This window comes from Prevotella micans F0438 (assembly GCF_000243035.1).
In the GTDB taxonomy this organism is placed as follows: domain Bacteria; phylum Bacteroidota; class Bacteroidia; order Bacteroidales; family Bacteroidaceae; genus Prevotella; species Prevotella micans.
This window is the reverse complement of the sequence record NZ_JH594522.1, coordinates 729,772-750,709: the sequence shown is the minus strand read 5'-3', so window position 1 is coordinate 750,709 and position 20,938 is coordinate 729,772. Positions and strand designations below refer to the sequence as shown.

The window sequence follows — 20,938 nt, the reverse complement described above, 5'->3', positions numbered from 1 at the left end:
TTGTTGCGTCTTGCAGAATCTTCTCTCCATTCTCGACTTTTTTGAACGTGGCAGGGAATGGTCGATTGTTGTGGTTTCTTATCTGAAATACTTACTTTTGCCCGAAATTTTTTTAAGTGTTTCGCCCGATATGAAGAGCGCCCTCCATTCTTTACTTAACAAGCAAATCTGTATCGCTAAGACAATGGTAGGCACGTTATGTGCCGTTACGATATTGATATTCCTCATTTCATCATGCTGCAACAAGAGCACCTGTTACCCATCCGAGCAGCGCCAAAAGGTCGACAGCATAGTCAAGACAGCACATTCCATTAAAGAACTAGATAAACTTTATAAACATTTCGAAGCACAAGGCGACTATCTGGGGAGCATTGTAGCCTTGCGCGAAATCGGCAAATTTTATCGTAATGAAAGTAAGTTCGATGAGGCTCTACGCATACATAGCGAATGCCTCAAGTTAGCCGAAGCCGAACACGATACAATCGAATGGGTGCAGGCACTCAACAACATCGGCACCAACTACCGCCGACTGGGAGTGTTCGACGCCGCACAAGAATATCACTATCGCGCCTGGCGAATAAGCGAAGAAAGCACCGACACCTCGTCCATGGCGCAAAAAAACAGAGTGATGTCGCTCAACGGACTGGGTAATATCTACATGACCATTGGAAACTACGACCGGGCCGACAGTGCAATACGCTTAGCGCTCATCGGCGAAAAAGCCATCGGCAGCTACACCGGTCAGGCAATAAACAACGCCAACATCGGCTCCATATTCGAACACAAAAAACTCTACGACTCCGCTTGGATCTACTTCCGTCGCTCGATGGAACTCAACAAGAAAGCCAATAACAAACTCGGCATATCACTTTGCCACACATACTTCGGCTTGCTTTACGAGAAAGCTCATCAGTACGACGAGGCCTACAAAGAATATGAAATATCATACAACATGATGCGTGCCTGGAAAGACGAATGGCACGCCCTAATCTCGCTCATAGCTCTGGCCAACCTCGACTACATCATGAAAAACGAAGAGCGAGCTCTGCAACTCCTTCAAAAGTCGGAAGCCATAGCTAAGAAAATCAAATCGAAAGAACACCTCGCCGACATCCATAACATATACTACAAAATATACGAACAGAAGGGCGACTATCGTAACGCCCTCAAACATCATGTCCGGTCGGCGGCCCTGCAAGACAGTGTAGTCGACATGGAAAAAATGAACCACATCCAAAACATAAGTCTACGCATTGAGCGCAACCGACAAATGGAACAAGTGAACCGCGCAAAGAAAGAACTAGCCTCCGAACGCACCATCAAAAACATCAGCTACGGAGTGTTCGCCCTCGTGGTACTATTCCTTTTGGCTGTGCTTTCGCTGATGTACTACATTCAGCGCATTCGTTCACGCAACCACCAAGCCCTCAAGCAAGCCAGCAGCCTGCGCGAAAACTTCTTCACAAACATCACCCACGAATTCCGAACCCCGCTGAGCGTAATCCTAGGTCTAAGCCGAAACATCGTCGACGACAAGAAAACCGACAACGATACACGCGAAAAACTCCTCATCATCCAGCGACAAGGAAACAACCTCCTCACGCTCATTAATCAACTTCTCGACATCTCCAAGGTAAAATCGGCTGTGGGCGAACCCGATTGGCGAAGTGGAAACATCGCTACACACATCTCAATGATTGTTGAAAGCTATCGCGACTATGCACGAACACGCAAAGTCAACCTCCAATACACAGTCAAGGGCGACATTCTAACCGACTTCGTACCCGACTATATCAACAAAATCATGAACAATCTTCTATCCAACGCCTTCAAATTCACCCCCGAATACGGTAAGATAACCGTTTTCCTATGGAAAGAAGACAACCGCCTTAAGCTCGACATCGCCGACACCGGAAGCGGAATATCAGAAGAAGACATCGCCTACATTTTCGAACCATTCTATCAAGCACCAAATGAAAACTCGACCATCGGAACCGGCGTAGGCCTAGCCCTTGTCAAGCAAATCGTCGACTCCATCGACGGAACCATCACAGCCGAAAGTACACTCGGCAAAGGCACCACATTCCACCTCGCAATCCCCATCCTCCACGGCAAGAAACGCTACATGCCCGTAGAACCCGAAAAGACATCCAACACCCCGCTACTACCACAGGAAAGCCAAAAAACTAACGACAGCGAGACAACCGATAACGACAACCTGCGCCTGCTCATCATCGAAGACAACAGCGACGTTGCAGCCTACATCGGCTCGCAACTTGTCGACAAATACGCAACCTTCTACGCAACCAACGGCGCCGAAGGACTCGAAAAAGCACAAGAAATAGTGCCCGACCTCATCATAACCGACCTCATGATGCCAGGAATGAGCGGACTCGAAGTGTGCCGCAAAATACGGGCAAACGAAATCATAAATCACATCCCAATCATCATCATCACAGCAAAAATAACCGAAGCCGACCGCGTGGCCGGACTCGAAGCCGGAGCCGACGCCTACCTGGCCAAACCATTCAACAGCGCCGAACTCCGCACCAGAGTCGAAAAACTCGTCGAACAACGAAACATGCTTCGCGAAAAATACTCCCAAATCGAAGAGGTAACCGAACAACCCGACAACACCCCCATCGATCGCAACATCGAATCCGACCGCCGATTCCTAACTAAACTAACCGACCGCGTATACATCATGATGAACAACGAAAAAGAAATCGACGTTAAACAGCTCGCCTCGCAAATGTGCATGAGCTACACCCAATTCTATCGCAAGCTCTCCGCCCTTACCGGTCACACCCCCACGAGCTATTTACAGCGCATCCGAATTCGCCGCGCAAAACAACTCCTCGACCGCAACCCCGAGATAAACTTCCGCGACGTAGCCCAGCAATGCGGCTTCACCGATTATTCCAACTTTGTTCGCGCTTTCAAAAACGTCTGCGGCATAACCCCAACCCAATATCAACGAGGCTACGAAGAAGACTAACTCGTACGACCCATCTGTTAATCAGCCCCCAAACCATTCTAAACAAACATTCCCTCGCGAAACCGAGCCCTGCTCTGCAGCACCTCAAATAATCCCTTAGTTTAATCTCCCGCTACTGTTTTTGCATCATCGTAGTGCTACGATGATGCAAAATGATTTTTAATGCACCAAAATAGCACTACGATGCTGCAATAGAGTTTTTTTTGCACCAAAATAGCACTACGATGCTGCAACAGAATTTTTTTTGCATCAAAATAGTGCTACGATGCTGCAACAGAATTTTTTTTGCACCAAAATAGCACTACGATGCTGCAACAGAGTTTTTTTTGCATCAAAATATTGCTACGATGCTGCATCAGAATTTTTTTTGCACCAAAATAGCACTACGATGCTGCAACAGAATTATAATTGCATCAAAATAGCACTACGATGCTGCAATAGAGTTTTTTTTGCACCAAAATAGCACTACGATGCTGCAACAAAATTGTAATTGCACCAAAATAGCACTATGATGCCGTAATATTTTTATTATTACATCATCATAGTAGTATGATAGATTAAATAATTTGTTTTTACACCAAAATATAAATACGATGGAGCAATAAAAACGGTGGCAGAATTTCAACCGAGTGCGTATAGGTTGTCCCAGATTTCGGTTCGCATTCATACCTGTCGGATTGAGTGAAAGAAAACCTCGGCTCGCTTTCGGCAAAGGTTTTTGAGGTAAATCGGGTAGAGGGTTGAGAAAATGTATATTATCCTAATTTCAGTAACTTTGCGCGCAATAGAATGTTGAAGTGAAAAAGCGAGAAAATGGAACCGTTAGCTGAAAGAATGCGACCTCACACGCTCGAAGATTACATCGGACAGCAGCATCTAGTGGGAGAAGGAGCCGTTCTGCGGAAAATGATTGAAGCCGGGCGAGTTTCTTCGTTCATTCTTTGGGGGCCTCCGGGAGTGGGCAAGACAACTCTGGCGCAAATCATTGCGAAGAGGCTCGAAACACCGTTCTACACCCTGTCGGCCGTGACAAGCGGAGTTAAGGATGTTCGGGAAGTCATCGAAAAGGCTCGTAACGGTCGGTTCTTCAACTCGGCCTCACCCATCCTTTTCATCGACGAGATTCATCGTTTCTCGAAATCGCAACAGGATTCGTTGCTCGGGGCGGTCGAAAAAGGGATTGTAACACTCATCGGAGCCACGACGGAGAATCCATCTTTCGAGGTTATCAGGCCACTATTGTCGCGCTGCCAGGTTTATGTGTTGAAGAGCCTGGATAAGGACGACTTGTTGGCACTTCTGCACAATGCTATTACGCGCGACGTGGAACTGCAGAAAAAGCATATCAACCTGAAGCAAACCGGAGCTATACTGCGTTATAGCGGGGGAGATGCCAGGAAACTACTGAACATTCTCGAGCTGCTTGTGGATGACGCCGAGACAGTCGAAATAACCGACGAGATGGTTGAGGAGCGTTTGCAGCAGAATCCGCTGGCTTATGACAAGGATGGCGAAATGCACTACGACATCATCTCGGCCTTCATAAAGTCGATTCGCGGGAGCGACCCCGACGCAGCCCTCTACTGGATGGCTCGGATGATTGAGGGAGGCGAAGACCCGCAGTTCATCGCCCGGCGTGTGATTATCAGCGCGGCCGAAGATATAGGACTGGCTAATCCGAACGCCCTGCTACTGGCCAATGCCGCTTTCGATGCCGTTATGAAAATAGGCTGGCCCGAAGGACGTATTCCTCTGGCCGAAGCAGTTGTCTATCTGGCAACGTCGCCTAAAAGTAATTCGGCCTATATGGGCATAGATGCAGCACTGTCTGAGGTTAAAGCAAGCGGCAATCAGCCCGTTCCGCTGCATCTTCGCAATGCCCCAACGAAACTGATGAACGAACTGGGATATGGCGATGGATATAAATATTCGCACGACTATCCGTCACACTTCGTAGAACAGCAATATCTGCCCGATTCACTCACGAACAAACGCTTCTGGCACGCTCAACATTCGCCCGCCGAAGAGAAACAATATCAATGGATGCTCCAATGTTGGGGCAAACGATTTAAAGAATAGATATACGTATGAAATTTGTAGACTTAGACGGATATGCCGCCAACCCTGGCGATATATCATGGGAACCGCTCAGAGAATTGGTCGACCTGGTTGTTTACGACAACTCGACACCCGAAGAAATCATCGACCGTGCCAAAGATGCCGACGCAATCTTGGTTAACAAAATCAATATCACACGAGAAGTGATTGCCCAACTGCCGAAACTGAAATACATCGGCGAACTGGCAACAGGATATAACAATATCGACATACGAGCCGCTCGCGAACGTGGAATCATTGTGACGAATATCCCGGCTTATAGCACCAACAGTGTGGCACAATTCGTGTTCGCCCACCTACTGAACGTAGCTACCCAGGTTGACCACTACGCCCGAGCATCGCGCGAAAAGGTGTGGTGTCGAAAGGATATGTTCTGCTATTGGGACGAACCGTTGATGGAACTGTCGGGCAAAACGCTCGGAATCGTAGGACTCGGGAATATCGGTTATAAGGTCGCGCAGATTGCACATACACTGGGTATGGATGTGTCGGCTTTCACAAGTAAAAACAGTAACGACCTGCCGGAATGGATTCGTAAGACAACACTCGATGGGCTTTATAACACGTCGCATGTGATTAGCCTGCACTGTCCGCTAACCCCCGAGAATACTCGGATGATAAACAAAGAAGCCATCGAAAAGATGCACCCGGATACAATCCTCATCAACACTGGCCGCGGAGCCCTCGTCGACGAACACGACATGGCAGAAGCACTCGCCGAAAATAAAATAAAGGCCTACTGCGCCGATGTTCTCACCGACGAGCCACCGCACGAGGATAATCCGCTGTTCACCCTCCCGAACGCATTCATAACCCCGCACATTGCCTGGGCAACCGTCGAAGCACGACAGCGTCTCATGGGAATATGCGTTGAGAACGTCAGGAGTTTCCTCGAGGGCACTCCGCAAAATGTTGTAAACCCATAAACAAAACAATGAGGGTGTGCCGCTTTTGACACACCCTTATTCAAATCAACTCAGAGCTATGCTGCACACAGACCCACAAGTAATCCGTACTCTGCAACAAGTCATCGAAATTCTCGGAATCTTTGCCTGCGCAATCTCGGGAATACGACATGCGGCTGCCAAACATTTCGATTGGTTCGGCGGATATGTCTGCGGAATAGCAGTGGCTATCGGCGGCGGAACAATCAGAGATGTCATGTTGGGCGTTCCACCCTTCTGGACAACCGATGTGAAGTATCTTTCCTGCACTTTCTACGCCCTCGTACTCGTGATAATCTCCCGCCGCCTGATGCGTAAGCTCGACAACGCATGGTTCGTGTTCGACACGCTCGGACTGGCCTTCTTCACAATAGCCGGTCTGCAGAAAACCCTCGCACAGGGTCATCCCTTTTGGCTAGCCATTATCATGGGCTGTATCACAGGAGTTGCCGGTGGCGTCATTCGCGACGTCCTCCTAAACAACGTGCCTGTAATCTTCCACAAAGAAATCTACGCTATGGCCAGTCTTGCCGGTGGTCTCCTCTACTGGGGCCTCTACGAACTCGATGTGAGCATACCGCTCAATGTCATAGCAACGTTCTCACTCGTCTGCATAATCCGTTTCATCGCAGTCCGTTATCACATAACTCTCCCGAGGTTACACGAATTCCCAGAGACTAATTCTTAAAAAACGAAAGTAAAATCTTGTCAGAACAAGGCAAAAACCATACCTTTGCCAACGCATTTAGGAAGTAACACACGGAATCTTTCAATGTAACCATTCAAATGGTTCCGTAGCTCAACTGAATAGAGCACTTGACTACGGATCAAGAGGTTGTGGGTTTGAATCCCGCCGGAATCACGAAGTGTTAAATAGATTATTTAGAGAAATCCCTGATGGCATAAGCTGTCAGGGATTTTCTTTGTTTATTATTCCGGTTGATAATGGAGTTTCATCTATTAATCTCGGTTTTTATAAAGTTATGCGAGTGTAGTTGTTTAGTGGAAATATATGGATAAAAAAAATTCCCCCGCAGCCCCGGAGGGCTACGAGGGATCACCCCTGTGGGCGTTGACGGATTCGAACCGCCGACCCTCTGCTTGTAAGGCAGATGCTCTAAACCAGCTGAGCTAAACGCCCGTCCTTTGTTTGGAACGATGCAAAGGTATGTAGTTTTTATTTACCTCACAAGTTTTCTTTGTTTTTTTCGGGTAATAGAGGGCGGAAACAGGGGGATAAGGAGATATTTCTTAGGTGATTGAGAGAGGGCGGAAAAGAGACGAAGGAAAAGCGGATAAATTTGGTTACCGGATGAGGATGGAGGGAGAAGAAAAGATTGGAAACAGAGAGGTATTTGTTTCGTGGCGTAGGAAGAAGAGGGAAAATGGAAGGTTTACTTACAGGAGCGGGAATGGATGAGAGTTAGGTAGGATGTAGGGGGAGGAGGATGTGGACCTGGCGGGAGTCGAACCCGCGTCCGCACAAGGAAACCATATGTTTTCTACATGCTTATCTCGGCCTTTGGTTTTGGTGCAACAGCAAGACCCGAGCCACCGACTGTTGCCTTAGCCTCTTTGGTTTTCACATGAGTAGCGAGGCCTACTCATGCTATTTCCGATTTATTCTGCATCGCTTGTTCTTTGGATTCGGAAAGAGATCCTCGGAGCGATGTCTCGTCCCTTCACCTTGTGATGGGATAAAGCCGATAGTCTACTGTGCTTCGACTAGGCAGCGAGAGCGTAATTATTTTCGCCAATTAAATTTTTGTTCGCTTTGTTTTAGGAGCTAGCTAACGAGGCTCCGCATGCTTGCATACCATTTCGTCTTGCCGTCAATTCCAATCAGGCCCTGGAAGGTTTGCGTGGCAAAGGTAATATTCTTTGGTGTTATTCTTGCCATTCGATTCGGGTAGCCTTGAATCCCATTGAATTCAGGAGGCTTGTGAATTGGAGTTCGGCGTTTTCTTTTGCTGTGGCTATGTTTTGTTGGGTTAGGCAACGTTTGAGCATTGTTTTGTGGGCTTTTTGGTAGAGTCTTTCGAGGTCGGATGGGTTCCAGCTTCCTGATTGGATGAATGATTTGGTTTGTGCTTCATCTATGAAGTTGTAGTCGAGCAGTTGAATTGGCGGCAGGGTTGCGACCAGGAGTGTATCGGCTTCGACGCAGAGCCAATGCGGGGTTGTTTTTTGGAGGTCGATGCCGAGTCGGAGGGTTCCGTAGTATATGCGAACTAATTGGGCGTCGGAGAAGAATCCTCGTCGGGTAGTGTCGATCATTTCTTCGTCTGATATGGAGAGGAATTCCCATTGTCCGATGTTTTCGATTTGTCTTATTTGGGTTGGGGTTATGTTTATTCGTTCGTCGACGGATGTTTCTATTTTATTGTCGTGATTGAGCCAGAAGATTACGGCGCTTGCGACTATTAGCATAAGGATTGCGGAGGCGATGAGTGCCCATTTGATGATTCGCCGGTTTTCGATTAGGCTCAGTATTATTTTTTCTCTTTTTTTCATTGTTTTTCCTCTGTTGTTGTGTTTTCGATGAGTGATTGAAGTTGGTTCAGACTGAATTTTTGTTTGAAACGTATGGTTATGTCCTTTTCTGCGTAGCCGATGGCGGTGAATATTGGAATTATTTGTCTTGCGGCGCTCAATCGTGCGTTTTCTACGATTCCCATTTGCGGAATCAGGTTGATGATTTGCTGTCGGCCTTGTTGTTCGTAGTTCGACAGTTCATCGTCGGAGAAGTTTCTTCGCAGTATGGGTATGAACTGTTTCATTTCCTGATGATTTATCTTCGTGCTTACGATGGCTATTCGGGGGTCGGGCAGGGTGATGGTGATTTTCCGTCCGTTGCGTTTTATATTTTCTTCCGAGAAGTTTCGCATGTCGACGTATGTTTTGATGACGGCGTCCATTGGGATTGCAACTTTTCGTTCGCCTAGTGGCAGGTCGATGTCGAACCGGTGTTTCATTATTGTTCCTTTGAGTTGCACTTGATCGTTGTGGGTTATGATTTTGTGGATGCGATATTCAGAGGTGTATAATCTGGAGCATTTCTGGACGTTCATAACCAGTGTTTGCATTGTGTCAACGGTTGTATCAGAGGGCGGTTGCTGTTTTTCTCTATCCGAGCACGATATGAATACAACGGTTAGTGCGATACATAAGTGTTTGATGTTCATCATTTCTTTTCTTCTTCTTTATCCTTGTTGCGAACCGAATCGCGTTTTTCTTGTTGTGTTTTGAGATATGCATCTATGATTGGATCGTTTGTCGGGTTATCCATTTTCCTGAAAATCTTTCTTGTTTGTTCAACATGTTCCTTATCGCGTCTGAATCGTTTATCGAGCATGAGTGCCAGGTCGAATTCGCCCATGGCATGCGGCGGTGCTTTATCCAGTATGTCGCGTTTAGGCATTTTTTCGAGCAATTCTTTCCCGTTTACCATGCGTTTTGCGGTTACTACTACCTCGTTTAGATAGTGTTCTCCGGGGTATAGGAATATGGTGTCGCTCATCACTTCTTGTCGCGATAGTTTTTCGGGTACGAATCCTTTTCGTTTGAATGTTGCGGTTACGAAATCGGCTGGCATACTGATGAGTCCGAGATAGTTGGTGCTTCCCACCGGGTGCCCATCGGTGGTTACCAGAACGTCGCGCAGCGGGAATTTGGTTGCTCCGTCGCAAACGAGAACTTGTTGTGCGTCGACCGGAAGAGCCGTTGTAAGAATCGCGATTAGAAGAAAGATTTTCTTTTCCATAAAAAAGAACTTGATTCTTTGAATGACCCTGCAAAGATAATCGCTGTTTGTAACATTAAGCTATGCAGGTTCGATGTAAGACATCCCCGGCAGAACCTCTGCCGGGGATGTCTGAGTATAAACCGCCCGGATAATAGCATTGTATAAAACGGTACGCCAGCCCATCACAACGAAAAAAGATTATCTTTGCAAGGGTTGCAAATAAAATAGCAATCAGCACAATCAATGAACATCCAATATCTCCATATTATATTCCTTTTCCTCTTGTTCGCCGGCCCGATTCGGGCCCAGAAAATCGAAATCGGAACATGCAACGTGAAAAACGATGGCGTTTATCACGGCGAAATGTTCCGCGGAAAGCCGTATGGCAAGGGAAAAGTAACCTACAAGAACGGCGACATCTACATCGGACAATACGAAAACGGCATCCGCCAAGGTAAAGGCGAACTGCTCAAGGCAAACGGCGAGAAATATTCCGGCGAATGGTTCCAGGAACTCAAACACGGTCGGGGAACATACGTCTACAAGAATGGAAACCGATACGAAGGCCTGTGGTATAAAGGATTCAAACACGGCGAAGGACGGATGACCTATCACAACGGCGATATCTACACCGGAGGATGGATGATTGACAAACGAAACGGAAAAGGACGATACACTTTCAAATCAGGCGCCTACTACGACGGACAGTGGCACGACGATAAAAAGAATGGACACGGAAAATTCGTATGGCCCGACGGCTCGAACTTCGACGGCAACTGGGTTAACAACCTTAAAGAAGGACGAGGAAGATACGTCTACGCCAACGGCGACGAATACAACGGTGAGTGGAAAAACGATTTGCCCGGTGGCAGAGGAGTACACAAGTTCGCCAACGGAGACATATACGAAGGCGATTATCTCAACGGCGAACGAACCGGACGAGGAATACTCACCTACAGAAACGGCTCGCGATACACCGGCAGCTTCCTGAACGGACAACGCAGCGGATTCGGAACCATGGCCTGGAATAACGGCGACATATACACCGGCAGCTGGGAACAAGACGTGCAGAACGGGCAAGGAAAACTCACAAAACGAGAAAAAAACACCTTCGAAGGACAATTCAAAAACGGAATGCTCGAAGGCGAAATAATAATACACTCATCCGACGGCTCACGCTTCCGAGGAGTCATTCACGACGGAAAACTCAACGGGGCAGCCATCGAAGAATCGGCCGACGGAGTACGCTTCGAAGGCTCATACCGAAACGACCGGCGGCACGGACCATTCGTAGAACGCGACCAAAACGGAAACATAACCGCCCGAGGAGTCTACGAAGACGGAGTCAGGCACGTCGAAAATTAAGTAACTCAGATAAATATCATCATTATGGCAAAAAAGAAAACAACAGCACAGAACATCATGGGACTCGTGAAAAACGACCCCTATCTCGAACCCTATAACGACGCAATACGAGGACGGCACGAACACGCACTCTGGAAAATCAAACAACTCACCGATGACGGAAAACAAACACTGGCCGAATTTGCAAGCGGGCACGAATATTACGGTCTGCACCGCACCGGAAATGGCTGGACCTTCCGCGAATGGGCACCATCGGCAACCAACATATATCTGGTAGGCGACTTCAACAACTGGTCTATCGACGAACAATACAAACTTCACCGAATCGAAGGCTCCGGTAACTGGGAACTGAACCTCGAACCCCAAATGATGCACCACGGCGACCTCTACAAAATGCGCGTTTTCTGGAACGGCGGCGAGGGCGAACGCATTCCGGCATGGGCACAGCGCGTGGTGCAAGACGAGAATACGAAAATATTCTCGGCACAGGTGTGGAATCCCGAAAAAACCTACCGATGGAGACGCAAAACATTCCGCCCTTCGGTAACTCCGCTGCTAATCTACGAATGCCATATCGGGATGGGACAAGATTTCGAAGGAGTTGGAACATACACCGAGTTCCGCGAAAAAATCCTGCCCAGAATCGTAGCCGACGGATATAACGCCATCCAGATTATGGCCATCCAGGAACATCCTTACTACGGCAGCTTCGGCTATCACGTAAGCTCGTTTTTTGCACCCAGTTCTCGATTCGGGACCCCTGAAGAACTCAAAGCTCTCATCGACGAAGCCCACCGAAATGGAGTGGCTGTGATAATGGACATTGTGCACTCGCACGCCGTGAAGAATGAAGTCGAAGGACTCGGCAATCTCGCCGGCGACCCGAATCAATATTTCTATCCCGGCGATCGACGCGAACATCCGGCATGGGATTCTCTATGCTTCGACTACGGACGAGACGAAGTGCTTCACTTCCTCCTCTCGAACTGCAAATACTGGCTCGAGGAATTCCATTTCGACGGGTTTCGTTTCGACGGCGTCACATCGATGCTCTACTACAGTCATGGCCTCGGAGAAGCTTTTGGCGGATATGGCGATTATTTCAACGGACATCAAGACGACAACGCCATATGCTATCTCACCCTCGCCAACGAACTCATCCACCAAGTAAACAAGCACGCCATCACCATAGCCGAAGAAGTATCGGGCATGCCCGGACTGGCAGCCAAATTCAAAGATGGCGGCTACGGATTCGACTATCGCATGGCGATGAACATACCCGACTTCTGGATAAAAACAATCAAAGAACTGCCCGACGAGGCTTGGAGACCCTCGTCTATCTTCTGGGAGGTAAGGAATCGACGGGCCGACGAGAAAACAATATCCTACTGCGAATCGCACGACCAAGCACTCGTGGGCGACAAGACAATTATCTTCCGACTCATTGACGCCGACATGTACTGGCATTTCAAAAAAGGCGACGAAAACGAAACCGTGCACCGCGGAATAGCTTTACACAAAATGATTCGCCTTGTAACCGCCGCAGCCATCAATGGTGGCTACCTCAACTTCATGGGCAACGAATTCGGCCACCCGGAATGGATTGATTTCCCGCGCGACGGAAACGGATGGAGCTATAAATACGCCCGCCGGCAGTGGAATCTCGTAGATAATCCGGAGTTGTGCTATCACTATCTGGGTGACTTCGACCGGGAAATGCTCGCCGTTATCAAAAGCGAGAAAAACTTCAATCGTACACCCGTACAGGAGATTTGGCATAATGACGTAGACCAGGTATTAGCTTTCAGCCGAGGCGAACTCATTTTCGTATTTAATTTCTCGCCTGTACGTTCGTTCACCGATTACGGATTCCTCGTGCCCGAAGGCTCCTACAATGTTGTGCTTAACACCGACTCAACCAGGTTCGGCGGCAACGGATTCGCTGACGACTCTGTTGAACACTTCACCAATCCCGACCCGCTCTTCCAGCCACAACAGAAAGGCTGGCTCAAAATCTACATTCCAGCACGGAGTGCCGTTGTGCTCCGGAAGAAATAAATAACAATTATCAGTATGAAGAAACTAGCATTATCGCTGCTCGCCGTGCTCATTGCAGGCAACAGCATGGCTCAGAAAACAAATCTGGACCTCAAGACGGAGAGAATCCAAAAACGATTCAGAACAGAAAGTTCAACTTTGGCCGCCTCGCTGCCGGCAGGAATGAAACCGGCAAAGGGTACAACCAACGAAAAGCCGCTCACCGAAACGCCCGCCGGACGATTGGTTGACAACATGTATGTAACATCCAACGCCTATGGACTGGGCATCGGACAAGCTTATCAGCAAAACGTCGACGGCGCCCTCGGAGCCGTGGTCGAAGGTTCCGACGGATTCGTTTACATTCAGCAACCTCTCTCGCAGGCCTATGTTCTGGCCCTCGGTAAACCATGGATGAAGGCACAGCGCCTCGCCGGCGATACCATCCTCATTCAAACTCCGCAACTCTACACCATCGATGCCGGCGACCCGTACTACCTTTATCGTATGAAACCCAACGGTACCAAATTCGTCAAAGACACCGAAAACACGACCGTCAAATTTATATGGCGAAACGACACTCTCAAACAAATTGACGACTGTCTACTCGGTCTGGGCGACGCCGACGGAAAGTGGTTCTACATAGGCGACTACAACATCTGTTATACCGTGAACAACGACCGGCCGGTAAAGATTCCTGCAGACGACGATATAGATTATTTTAAAATGACCCACCTGGCCAACCCCAACGACCTAAGTAAGCGCAAAACCAAATGGCTTAGCGGAATAGGTGATGAAAGCTCGTATCCTCCTGAACTCTATGTCACTAACATCAACAACGAAATACCCAAAGCAGGAATAAAGGCAGAGTTCGGAATAGGTTCCGGCGGTGCCCCCGCACTTATAATAAAAACCGACCAATATCTGGGCGTCGACGAACTCTACAACTGTCACGCCTATATTCTTGCTGCCGAAGCCAGAGTAGACGAACAGGCCGGGAAGAAATACTTCAACTTCACCGAAAAGAGCGAAATAGAACTCATACCACATACTACCGGTGATGACCTCGACTCAATCTCTGCCGACTTCCCCGTCGCCTTGGTGAGCAACGTCGGCAAGAACGTCTTCTATACCATCGACGATTTTATTGCTCCAAACATCCTCGAATTCGACGACGACCCCGCAGTTCCCGCCACACCCGTAATGGAACTCAAAGACTTCAGAGCCGATAAGAATGGTAAGTGGCAAAGAGTAAAAATTACCATACCTCCAACCAACGATAGCGGCGACCCATTAAATGAACTCCTGCTCTACTACAGGCTCTACATCGACGACCAGCCCTATACTTTCTCGCCCGAAACCTACTGGAACATCGCCAACGCCGACACACAGGAAGTGCCCTATCTATATCAAGACATTCGCGGCGCCAACATAAGCCTAAACGGCAAAACGCGCACTGTTTACATCTACGGTCATCCAAACTACAGTAAACTTGGCGTACGCTCGGTTTATAAAGGTGGCGACGGTACGAGCTACTCGCAGATGGTAAGTATCGATGTAGCCGAAAAGCTCGGTATCGACCGCGCCGCCAGCTCCTCGCCCGTAGTCTCCACCCGCTACTACGACCCCTCCGGACGTGAAATAGCCCGTCCGATTCGCGGTCTCACAATCATTCGCGAGCAGCATGCCGACGGCACAATCAACATTCGAAAGATAAGTACCGAATGACCCTTCTCCCCTCGGTCGATAGGCCGAGGGGAATCCGTATGGGGGAATGGGGTCGGGATTTATTCTCAAACAGACCCTGTTTTTCGCCAGCGGGCTGGAGTTCGTCTCAAACAGACCCTGTTTTACATCAGCGGGCTGGAGTTCGCCCCAAACAGACCCTGTTTTGCACCAGCGGGCTGGAGTTCATCTCAAACAGACCCTGTTTTACATCAGCGGGCTGGAGTTCGTCTCAAACAGACCCTGTTTTGCATCAGCGGGCTGGAGTTTGCCCCAAACAGACCCTGTTTTGCATCAGCGGGCTGGAGTTCGCCCCAAACAGACCCTGTTTTTCGTCAGCGGGCTGGAGTTCGCCCCAAACAGACCCTGTTTTTCGTCAGCGGGCTGGAGTTCATCTCAAACAGACCCTGTTTTACACCACAGAGTGCCAGCGCTCTGAAACAACGTTCTCTTGTTTTCTACCGCACTCAAAAGCCCATGAAAGGACGACAAGAGATTCCTTTCTAACATTACTCCTTCACCCCCGAAAATCTTTTTTATTCCTTAACGCCCACGCCTTCGACACGGCGTTCTCACGCAACACATGAGTGAGCCCATGGAGGGCATTTTTTCTTTTCATGAAAACAAATCTATTCAAGAACAATCTCGCTACGATAGTCGCACTGTTCGCCGCAATGATTCCCTTGTCTGTTGAGGCCCAAAGCATAATTCTGTCGGAGAGTTTCGACAAGCAAGGAATACCCGCAGGATGGACAACCATCGATGCCGATGGAGATAGCCACGACTGGGAGTTTTTCGATAACGAAACCGATGGTTGCATGGCGTCGGAATCGGCACACGATGATGGAAACGATAATTTTGTTGCCTACACACCCAACAATTATCTCATCACACCCTTGGTGGAAGGAGCCACCAAGGTATCCTACAAAATCGGGTCGCTAGGCAAAGAAGATTTCTGCGCCGAACACTATGCCCTGTGCGCATCGACAACGGGTAAGAATGAGAGCGACTTCCAAATAGTCAAAGAAGAAACCCTTGTTTATTCGAACGAAAAGGCAAGTCTGGAAAGAGAAGTAAATCTGCCGGCCGGGACAAGATATATCGCTTTCCGTCACTTCCAGAGCACCGACCTGTTAAGAATCCTGCTCGACGATGTAAAGGTGTATGCCGATAAAACTGTGCTATACGACCTATGGGTCAACGGCACACAGGCAACCTCAGCCAACTGCAACAACCTTCCCAACGCAAGCGGTACGGTGAGCTACGACCCATCGAGCAAAACCCTCACGCTCGATGGAGCTACCATCAATGCATCTGGCGAAAACGCAGGCATCAAGTCGAAAATAAACGAACTAACCATCCTCGTAAAAGGAAACTGCACCATTACCTCTCCAAACTTTGCCGCTATCTGCACCGAAAAATCGTACTGCACCATCAATGGCGGAAAGCTCAAATTGTCAGGAAAGAACTTTGGACTGTATCTTGTCAGTGAGGCTAAAATTACAATTGAAGGCTGCGACATCGAGTCCGACGGTTCTGTCGGCACAAACAATTCGGATGCCGAAATAACCATCAACAAATCTACCCTAAAAGCAAAGAGCAAGTCGGCTTATAAAACCGTGACCGGAATTAAAAATCTCACCCTTAACGGTAGTTCTATCACCAAGCCCGAGGGCGCATACTACGACGCATTGCTGAAAGGCATTGCACTCGATGGACAACTCGTATCGAGTCAGGTAACCATAACCCGAGGCGCAGGCCCCGGAATAATCCTTATGGAAGATTTCGAGAGCGTACCCGATGATAAGTACAATAATCAAGCCTCTACAACTCTGCCGGCCGGCTGGACAGCAATTGATGCCGATGGCGACGAGATGAACTGGATTCTCTTCAAGGAAGGTCGTGGTGGCGGCAGCTGCGCCACATCGTCGTCCTGGAACGGCGGTAGCGCGCTCACACCGAACAACTATCTCATCTCCCCGGACGTTAGTGGTGCTGAACGCGTAACGTTCTATGCCTGCGCACAAGATAAGGATGCTACGGGCGACCACTTCGCCCTGTGCGCATCGACAACGAGTAAGAATGAGAACGACTTCCAAATAGTACAGGAATGGACGATAGGCGCCAGTTCCGCATCGGCTTCCCATATCCAACCGATGACACAGGGACAATGGCAGGCATTCGATGTCGCCCTGCCGAGCGGCACGAAGTACATAGCCTTCCGCCACTTCAACTGCACGAATAACTTCCGCGTCAACATCGATGATGTAACAATATACGGCAACGCTTCTGTAGTAGAACATATCGCGACAGATACGCCTGTTTCCAAGCATGGCATCTATACTGTCAGTGGCATTCGTCTGGGCCGTTCACTTAAGGATTTGCCACAAGGAGTTTATATTGTCGACGGACAAAAAGTGGTTAAGAAATAGAGAAGAAGTGCTTGGACAGCACTTATCAAAAAATCCCCCGTTAGACCTCTAGTCTAACGGGGGATTTTTGATATATAACCCTCCTAACCTAGGCATCAGGTGCAGTTCTCTCTTTACGATAGTCTGTCGGAGTAACGCCGCACACCTGCCTGAAAGCTCGCACAAAGTTGGGATAGGCGTCGAAACCACATCGGTCGGCCACTTCAACAAAACTTATATTTGGATTTCTGTCGAGCATATTGCAGGCTCTCTTGATTTTGAGATGTTGGATGTATGCCGACGGCGTATAACCTGTCAGAGCGTTTATCTTTCGATAGAATTGTCGTTCGCTCATGCACATATTCGAGGCGAGGCGAGAAACGCTGATGTCTTTGCTATGACCGATTTGCATATATATGAAGTCGGTTACTTTGTTGATGAAATGCAGTTCTACTTCCCGCTTGAGAGTGGTACTCGACTCCTCGCTCTCCTCGGATTCTGCCGACATGTTTGCAAATTTCTGTTGCAATAGGCGTCGCCCAGCCAGCAGTTTCTCAGTCCATGTACGTAGTTCGTCGCTGCTGAAAGGCTTTATCAGATAGGCGTCGGCCCCAGCCTCGATACCTTCAATACGTTCCTTATCGGTGATTTTCGCAGTAACGATGATGATTGGGATGTGGCTTATGATTTCATTTTTTCGTACTTGCCTACATACTTCCAAGCCATCCATTTCTGGCATCATGAGGTCGGTTATGATAAGGTCGGGCACTAACTCGAGAGCTTTCTCAAGCCCTTCCCGTCCATTGGAGGCATATGAAACTGCATATTCGTCGGCAAACTGCGAGCCTATATAGGCGGCAATGTCGTGATTGTCTTCAATGATGAGCAAGTTACATTCGTTATCGCCTTTCTCGCTGTCGGCGGGCATTTTTCCTGTTTCGGGCAGTATTGGATTGTTATTGGTTACCGTTTCTATGGGTAATTGCCTTTTGCAATTGTTTCTGATGGGAATGCTAATGTGGAAAGTTGTGCCTTTTTCCGGCTTGCTTTCAACCGTGATGCTTCCCTCCACGACATCTATGATTTGCTTGACAAGGGCCATTCCGACACCCGAACCGATGTTGTGCGAATTGTTGTTCGACTGATAGAATGGTTCGAACACATGCTCTATCGTTTCCTTATCCATACCCGAACCCGTATCGGCAACGTCGATAAGCAAATGGTCATCCTTCCTCCACACAACTACGCTCACCTTACCGTATTCTGGTGTAAACTTGAAAGCATTTGAGAGGAGATTATTTATTAGTTTATTGGCATAATCGGGTACGAAATCCATCTCCACAGTATCCTTCGAGAAATATTGCAGGTCTATGTTTTTGTTGCGTGCATATTCGTTCCAGCTTTCTATAATCATCTCGAAGTAGACGGTAATATTGCCGTTGAACCAGTCGGGGTTACCTACTTCCGACTTCACTTTCGAAATATCAAGTAGTTGGTTGATGAGCCTTAGTAAACCATTGCCCTGTCGTTCGATGACCTGTGCTTTTTCTTTTACCCCATCTGTCTCGACGGTCTGCAGGTCGTGACTCAATCCTAGGATTACGGCAAGCGGCGTGCGAAACTCGTGGGTAATGTTGGTAAAGAAGTTTTCGCGCAGAGCTGACATGCGCTTCAATATGCGATGATTGCGACGGCGCACCCGACCAGAATAGATTAGAATACCCATGACGAGCAGTAACACCACAGTCGAAGCGATACCCCCCAAGAGAATGAAACGTTTCTCCGCCCGTTCGCGCTCTTGCTGGAAGGCTAGCTCTTCGGTTTTGTATTTCACATTGTTCTGGCTCACGGCCTGTTCCATTTCATGGTGATAGATGGAATCTTGCAGTGTGACATATCGTACTAGATGCTTGTCGGCCTCGGCGAGATTCGTGCCTTTTAGGGCCTCATAAAGTCCCTTTCGCGCACGACTCTCGTTGTAAACATCTTGCCGTTTTTCGCACGACTCGGCCGATTTCCTTAAAAGTTGGGCAGCCTCGGCATGGGCTCCACGACGGTTGAGCAATTCGCCCATCTGGTTGCGACACACGGAGAGCGAGAGCTCGTAACCTTCTTTTTCTAGCATAGGCAAGGCTCGTTTCATAAGGCGTTCGGCATCGCCATCGTGTCTCATCGCCATCTGTGCTGCTGCCATTTGCGACAAACGAATACCCATCTTCTCCGTATTGCCTAAAATGGAGTCCATACTATAGGCGCGTTGGGCATAGTCGAGTGCAAGACGTTCCTTCCCTAGGGTGTGATAAACCTCCGATGCGATGCCGTATTGTATTGCCATTCGGTTTGAATCCTGCGCAGCAGTACTGTAACTTATGGCTTCTAGAATATAGTGCTCGCTGTCCTTGGGCTGCTTTGCCGTGAGGCATATTGCGGCCAGCGTGTTGAGTGAACTGCTTATTCGACTCTTGTCGCCCATCTTCCTATCAATTTCGAGGCTTTTGTTTACGTGTTCTAAAGCATGCACAAAGTCCGACCGTCGGAAATGAATCTGTCCCATCAGTTGTTCGCAGTCGCTCTGTGATTCCTGATTGCCGATACGATAGGTTAACGGCAACGCTTTCATGACACATCGCATACTTTCGTTGTAATCCTGTTTATCCCAGAAATGTTCGCTCGCCCAATACCACACCAGCAGTTCCACGCTGTCGGCGGGCGTATGAGTGGTTACCTTGAGTAAACTGTCAGTGATTTCTTCCTGATAGATGATGTCCAAGATGAGGTTGGCTGTACCTACGCGTTCCTTTTCATTCTGCTGTTCGAAGTCTTTCAGCAACTCTTCCATATTCTTCCCGCTCTTTTTCTGCAGCGTTTGAGTTGTGCCACTTGTGACCTTCCTTTCTTCTGACGCCTGTTTTTTGTTGCATGCAGCCAACAAGATGGAACACAGAATAAAAGTTGCAAACAGGCTTGGGCTGCAACGAAAGCTCTTTGTTTTCATAAACACTAAAAGATTCATTAGTACATTACAAACTGTTCGAGGCAGTGTATCAACAGCGTTGCCTAAAAGAGATTTATTATAATTGCTCATATAGAGATAGTTTTCATTGTTACTTATACCTAACTCTTATCAGGAGAAGACTCTTTATTGACGAAGTCATGTTTTCGTATATCAATCTACTGTTAATAGGATGGACGAAATTAAAGTCCAATTTTATGCTTGGCAAAATTAATGCTTCACCCAGTAACTAAAGCTATTGAGAAAGCGTTTCCAATGGTCAAAACGGTAGAATGCATTTTTCATTCTACTTGTTAGGCATCTTTTGGACACATCCTTGTCGTATGCAAGAAGTATTAAGTGTGTACGGTCAGGATGATGCTTTCAGGTAATGAGTTCAGCAAATATTTCTCTTTTCCATAGTTGTTAAATTCGGTAAACATGTCACTGCTAAAATACTATGTGCCAATAGAGTGTGCGCACAAACTGCAAGATACTGACACTTGGGCGGGTGTGTAAAATGTCCGATAATGATAGGTTTTTGTCCGATAATGAAAGGGGGGCTAGTTCAGGTCGCTTCTAATTTTGCATTGAATTTTTTAG

Annotated in this window: 12 protein-coding genes, 2 tRNA genes and 1 other RNA gene; 9 read left to right on the top strand and 6 right to left on the bottom strand. The window is 48.0% G+C overall.

Going from position 1 to position 20,938, the window contains the following annotated elements:
- The first annotated feature begins 184 nt into the window (after positions 1-184).
- The 5 genes from HMPREF9140_RS07600 to HMPREF9140_RS07580 all read left to right on the top strand — a co-directional run bounded on the left by HMPREF9140_RS07600 (position 185) and on the right by HMPREF9140_RS07580 (position 6,922).
- Positions 185-2,998 (top strand): hybrid sensor histidine kinase/response regulator transcription factor, encoded by a 2,814-nt coding sequence (locus HMPREF9140_RS07600; protein WP_036883031.1) that lies wholly within the window; start codon positions 185-187, stop codon positions 2,996-2,998.
- An 813-nt stretch (positions 2,999-3,811) separates the two neighbouring features.
- On the top strand, positions 3,812-5,077 hold the full coding sequence (locus tag HMPREF9140_RS07595; protein ID WP_006953069.1) for a replication-associated recombination protein A: 1,266 nt from the start codon (positions 3,812-3,814) through the stop codon (positions 5,075-5,077).
- A gap of 8 nt (positions 5,078-5,085) precedes the next feature.
- A complete protein-coding gene (locus HMPREF9140_RS07590; protein ID WP_006953068.1) occupies positions 5,086-6,042 on the top strand; it encodes a D-2-hydroxyacid dehydrogenase in 957 nt (318 codons plus the stop codon).
- A gap of 58 nt (positions 6,043-6,100) precedes the next feature.
- A complete protein-coding gene (locus tag HMPREF9140_RS07585) occupies positions 6,101-6,748 on the top strand; it encodes a trimeric intracellular cation channel family protein (protein ID WP_018572121.1) in 648 nt (215 codons plus the stop codon).
- Positions 6,749-6,848: 100 nt separating this feature from the next.
- Positions 6,849-6,922, top strand: a tRNA-Arg gene (locus tag HMPREF9140_RS07580).
- Between the two features lie 204 nt (positions 6,923-7,126).
- Here HMPREF9140_RS07580 and HMPREF9140_RS07575 read toward each other — a convergent pair.
- From HMPREF9140_RS07575 to HMPREF9140_RS07560, 5 genes are all read right to left on the bottom strand, one after another.
- Positions 7,127-7,201, bottom strand: a tRNA-Val gene (locus tag HMPREF9140_RS07575).
- Between the two features lie 307 nt (positions 7,202-7,508).
- Positions 7,509-7,910: a transfer-messenger RNA gene (gene ssrA, locus HMPREF9140_RS10340) on the bottom strand.
- 37 nt (positions 7,911-7,947) lie between these two features.
- The gene (locus HMPREF9140_RS07570; protein ID WP_006953066.1) at positions 7,948-8,574 is read right to left on the bottom strand and encodes a DUF4230 domain-containing protein; all 627 of its coding nucleotides are present in this window, start codon (positions 8,572-8,574) and stop codon (positions 7,948-7,950) included.
- Positions 8,571-9,248: a DUF4230 domain-containing protein gene (locus HMPREF9140_RS07565; RefSeq protein ID WP_006953065.1), complete on the bottom strand. Its 678-nt coding sequence runs from the start codon at positions 9,246-9,248 to the stop codon at positions 8,571-8,573. Before HMPREF9140_RS07565 ends, HMPREF9140_RS07570 begins: the two co-directional genes overlap by 4 nt.
- The gene (locus HMPREF9140_RS07560; protein WP_006953064.1) at positions 9,245-9,823 is read right to left on the bottom strand and encodes a hypothetical protein; all 579 of its coding nucleotides are present in this window, start codon (positions 9,821-9,823) and stop codon (positions 9,245-9,247) included. Before HMPREF9140_RS07560 ends, HMPREF9140_RS07565 begins: the two co-directional genes overlap by 4 nt.
- 225 nt (positions 9,824-10,048) lie before the next feature.
- Here HMPREF9140_RS07560 and HMPREF9140_RS07555 point away from each other — a divergent pair, with 225 nt between their 5' ends.
- The 4 genes from HMPREF9140_RS07555 (at position 10,049) to HMPREF9140_RS07540 (ending at position 17,364) form a co-directional block, all read left to right on the top strand.
- The gene (locus HMPREF9140_RS07555) at positions 10,049-11,170 is read left to right on the top strand and encodes an MORN repeat-containing protein (protein ID WP_006953063.1); all 1,122 of its coding nucleotides are present in this window, start codon (positions 10,049-10,051) and stop codon (positions 11,168-11,170) included.
- Between the two features lie 24 nt (positions 11,171-11,194).
- A complete protein-coding gene (locus HMPREF9140_RS07550) occupies positions 11,195-13,228 on the top strand; it encodes an alpha amylase C-terminal domain-containing protein (protein WP_006953062.1) in 2,034 nt (677 codons plus the stop codon).
- A 15-nt stretch (positions 13,229-13,243) separates the two neighbouring features.
- Positions 13,244-14,935, top strand: coding sequence for a hypothetical protein (locus HMPREF9140_RS07545; protein WP_006953061.1), 1,692 nt, complete (start codon positions 13,244-13,246; stop codon positions 14,933-14,935).
- A 614-nt stretch (positions 14,936-15,549) separates the two neighbouring features.
- Positions 15,550-17,364, top strand: a complete 1,815-nt coding sequence (locus HMPREF9140_RS07540; protein WP_006953059.1) for a choice-of-anchor J domain-containing protein — start codon at positions 15,550-15,552, stop codon at positions 17,362-17,364.
- A gap of 88 nt (positions 17,365-17,452) precedes the next feature.
- Here the strand turns inward: HMPREF9140_RS07540 and HMPREF9140_RS07535 are convergent, their stop codons facing one another.
- Entirely contained in the window at positions 17,453-20,428 is a 2,976-nt protein-coding gene (locus tag HMPREF9140_RS07535; protein WP_006953058.1) for an ATP-binding protein, read from the bottom strand.
- Between the last annotated feature and the right edge of the window lie 510 nt (positions 20,429-20,938).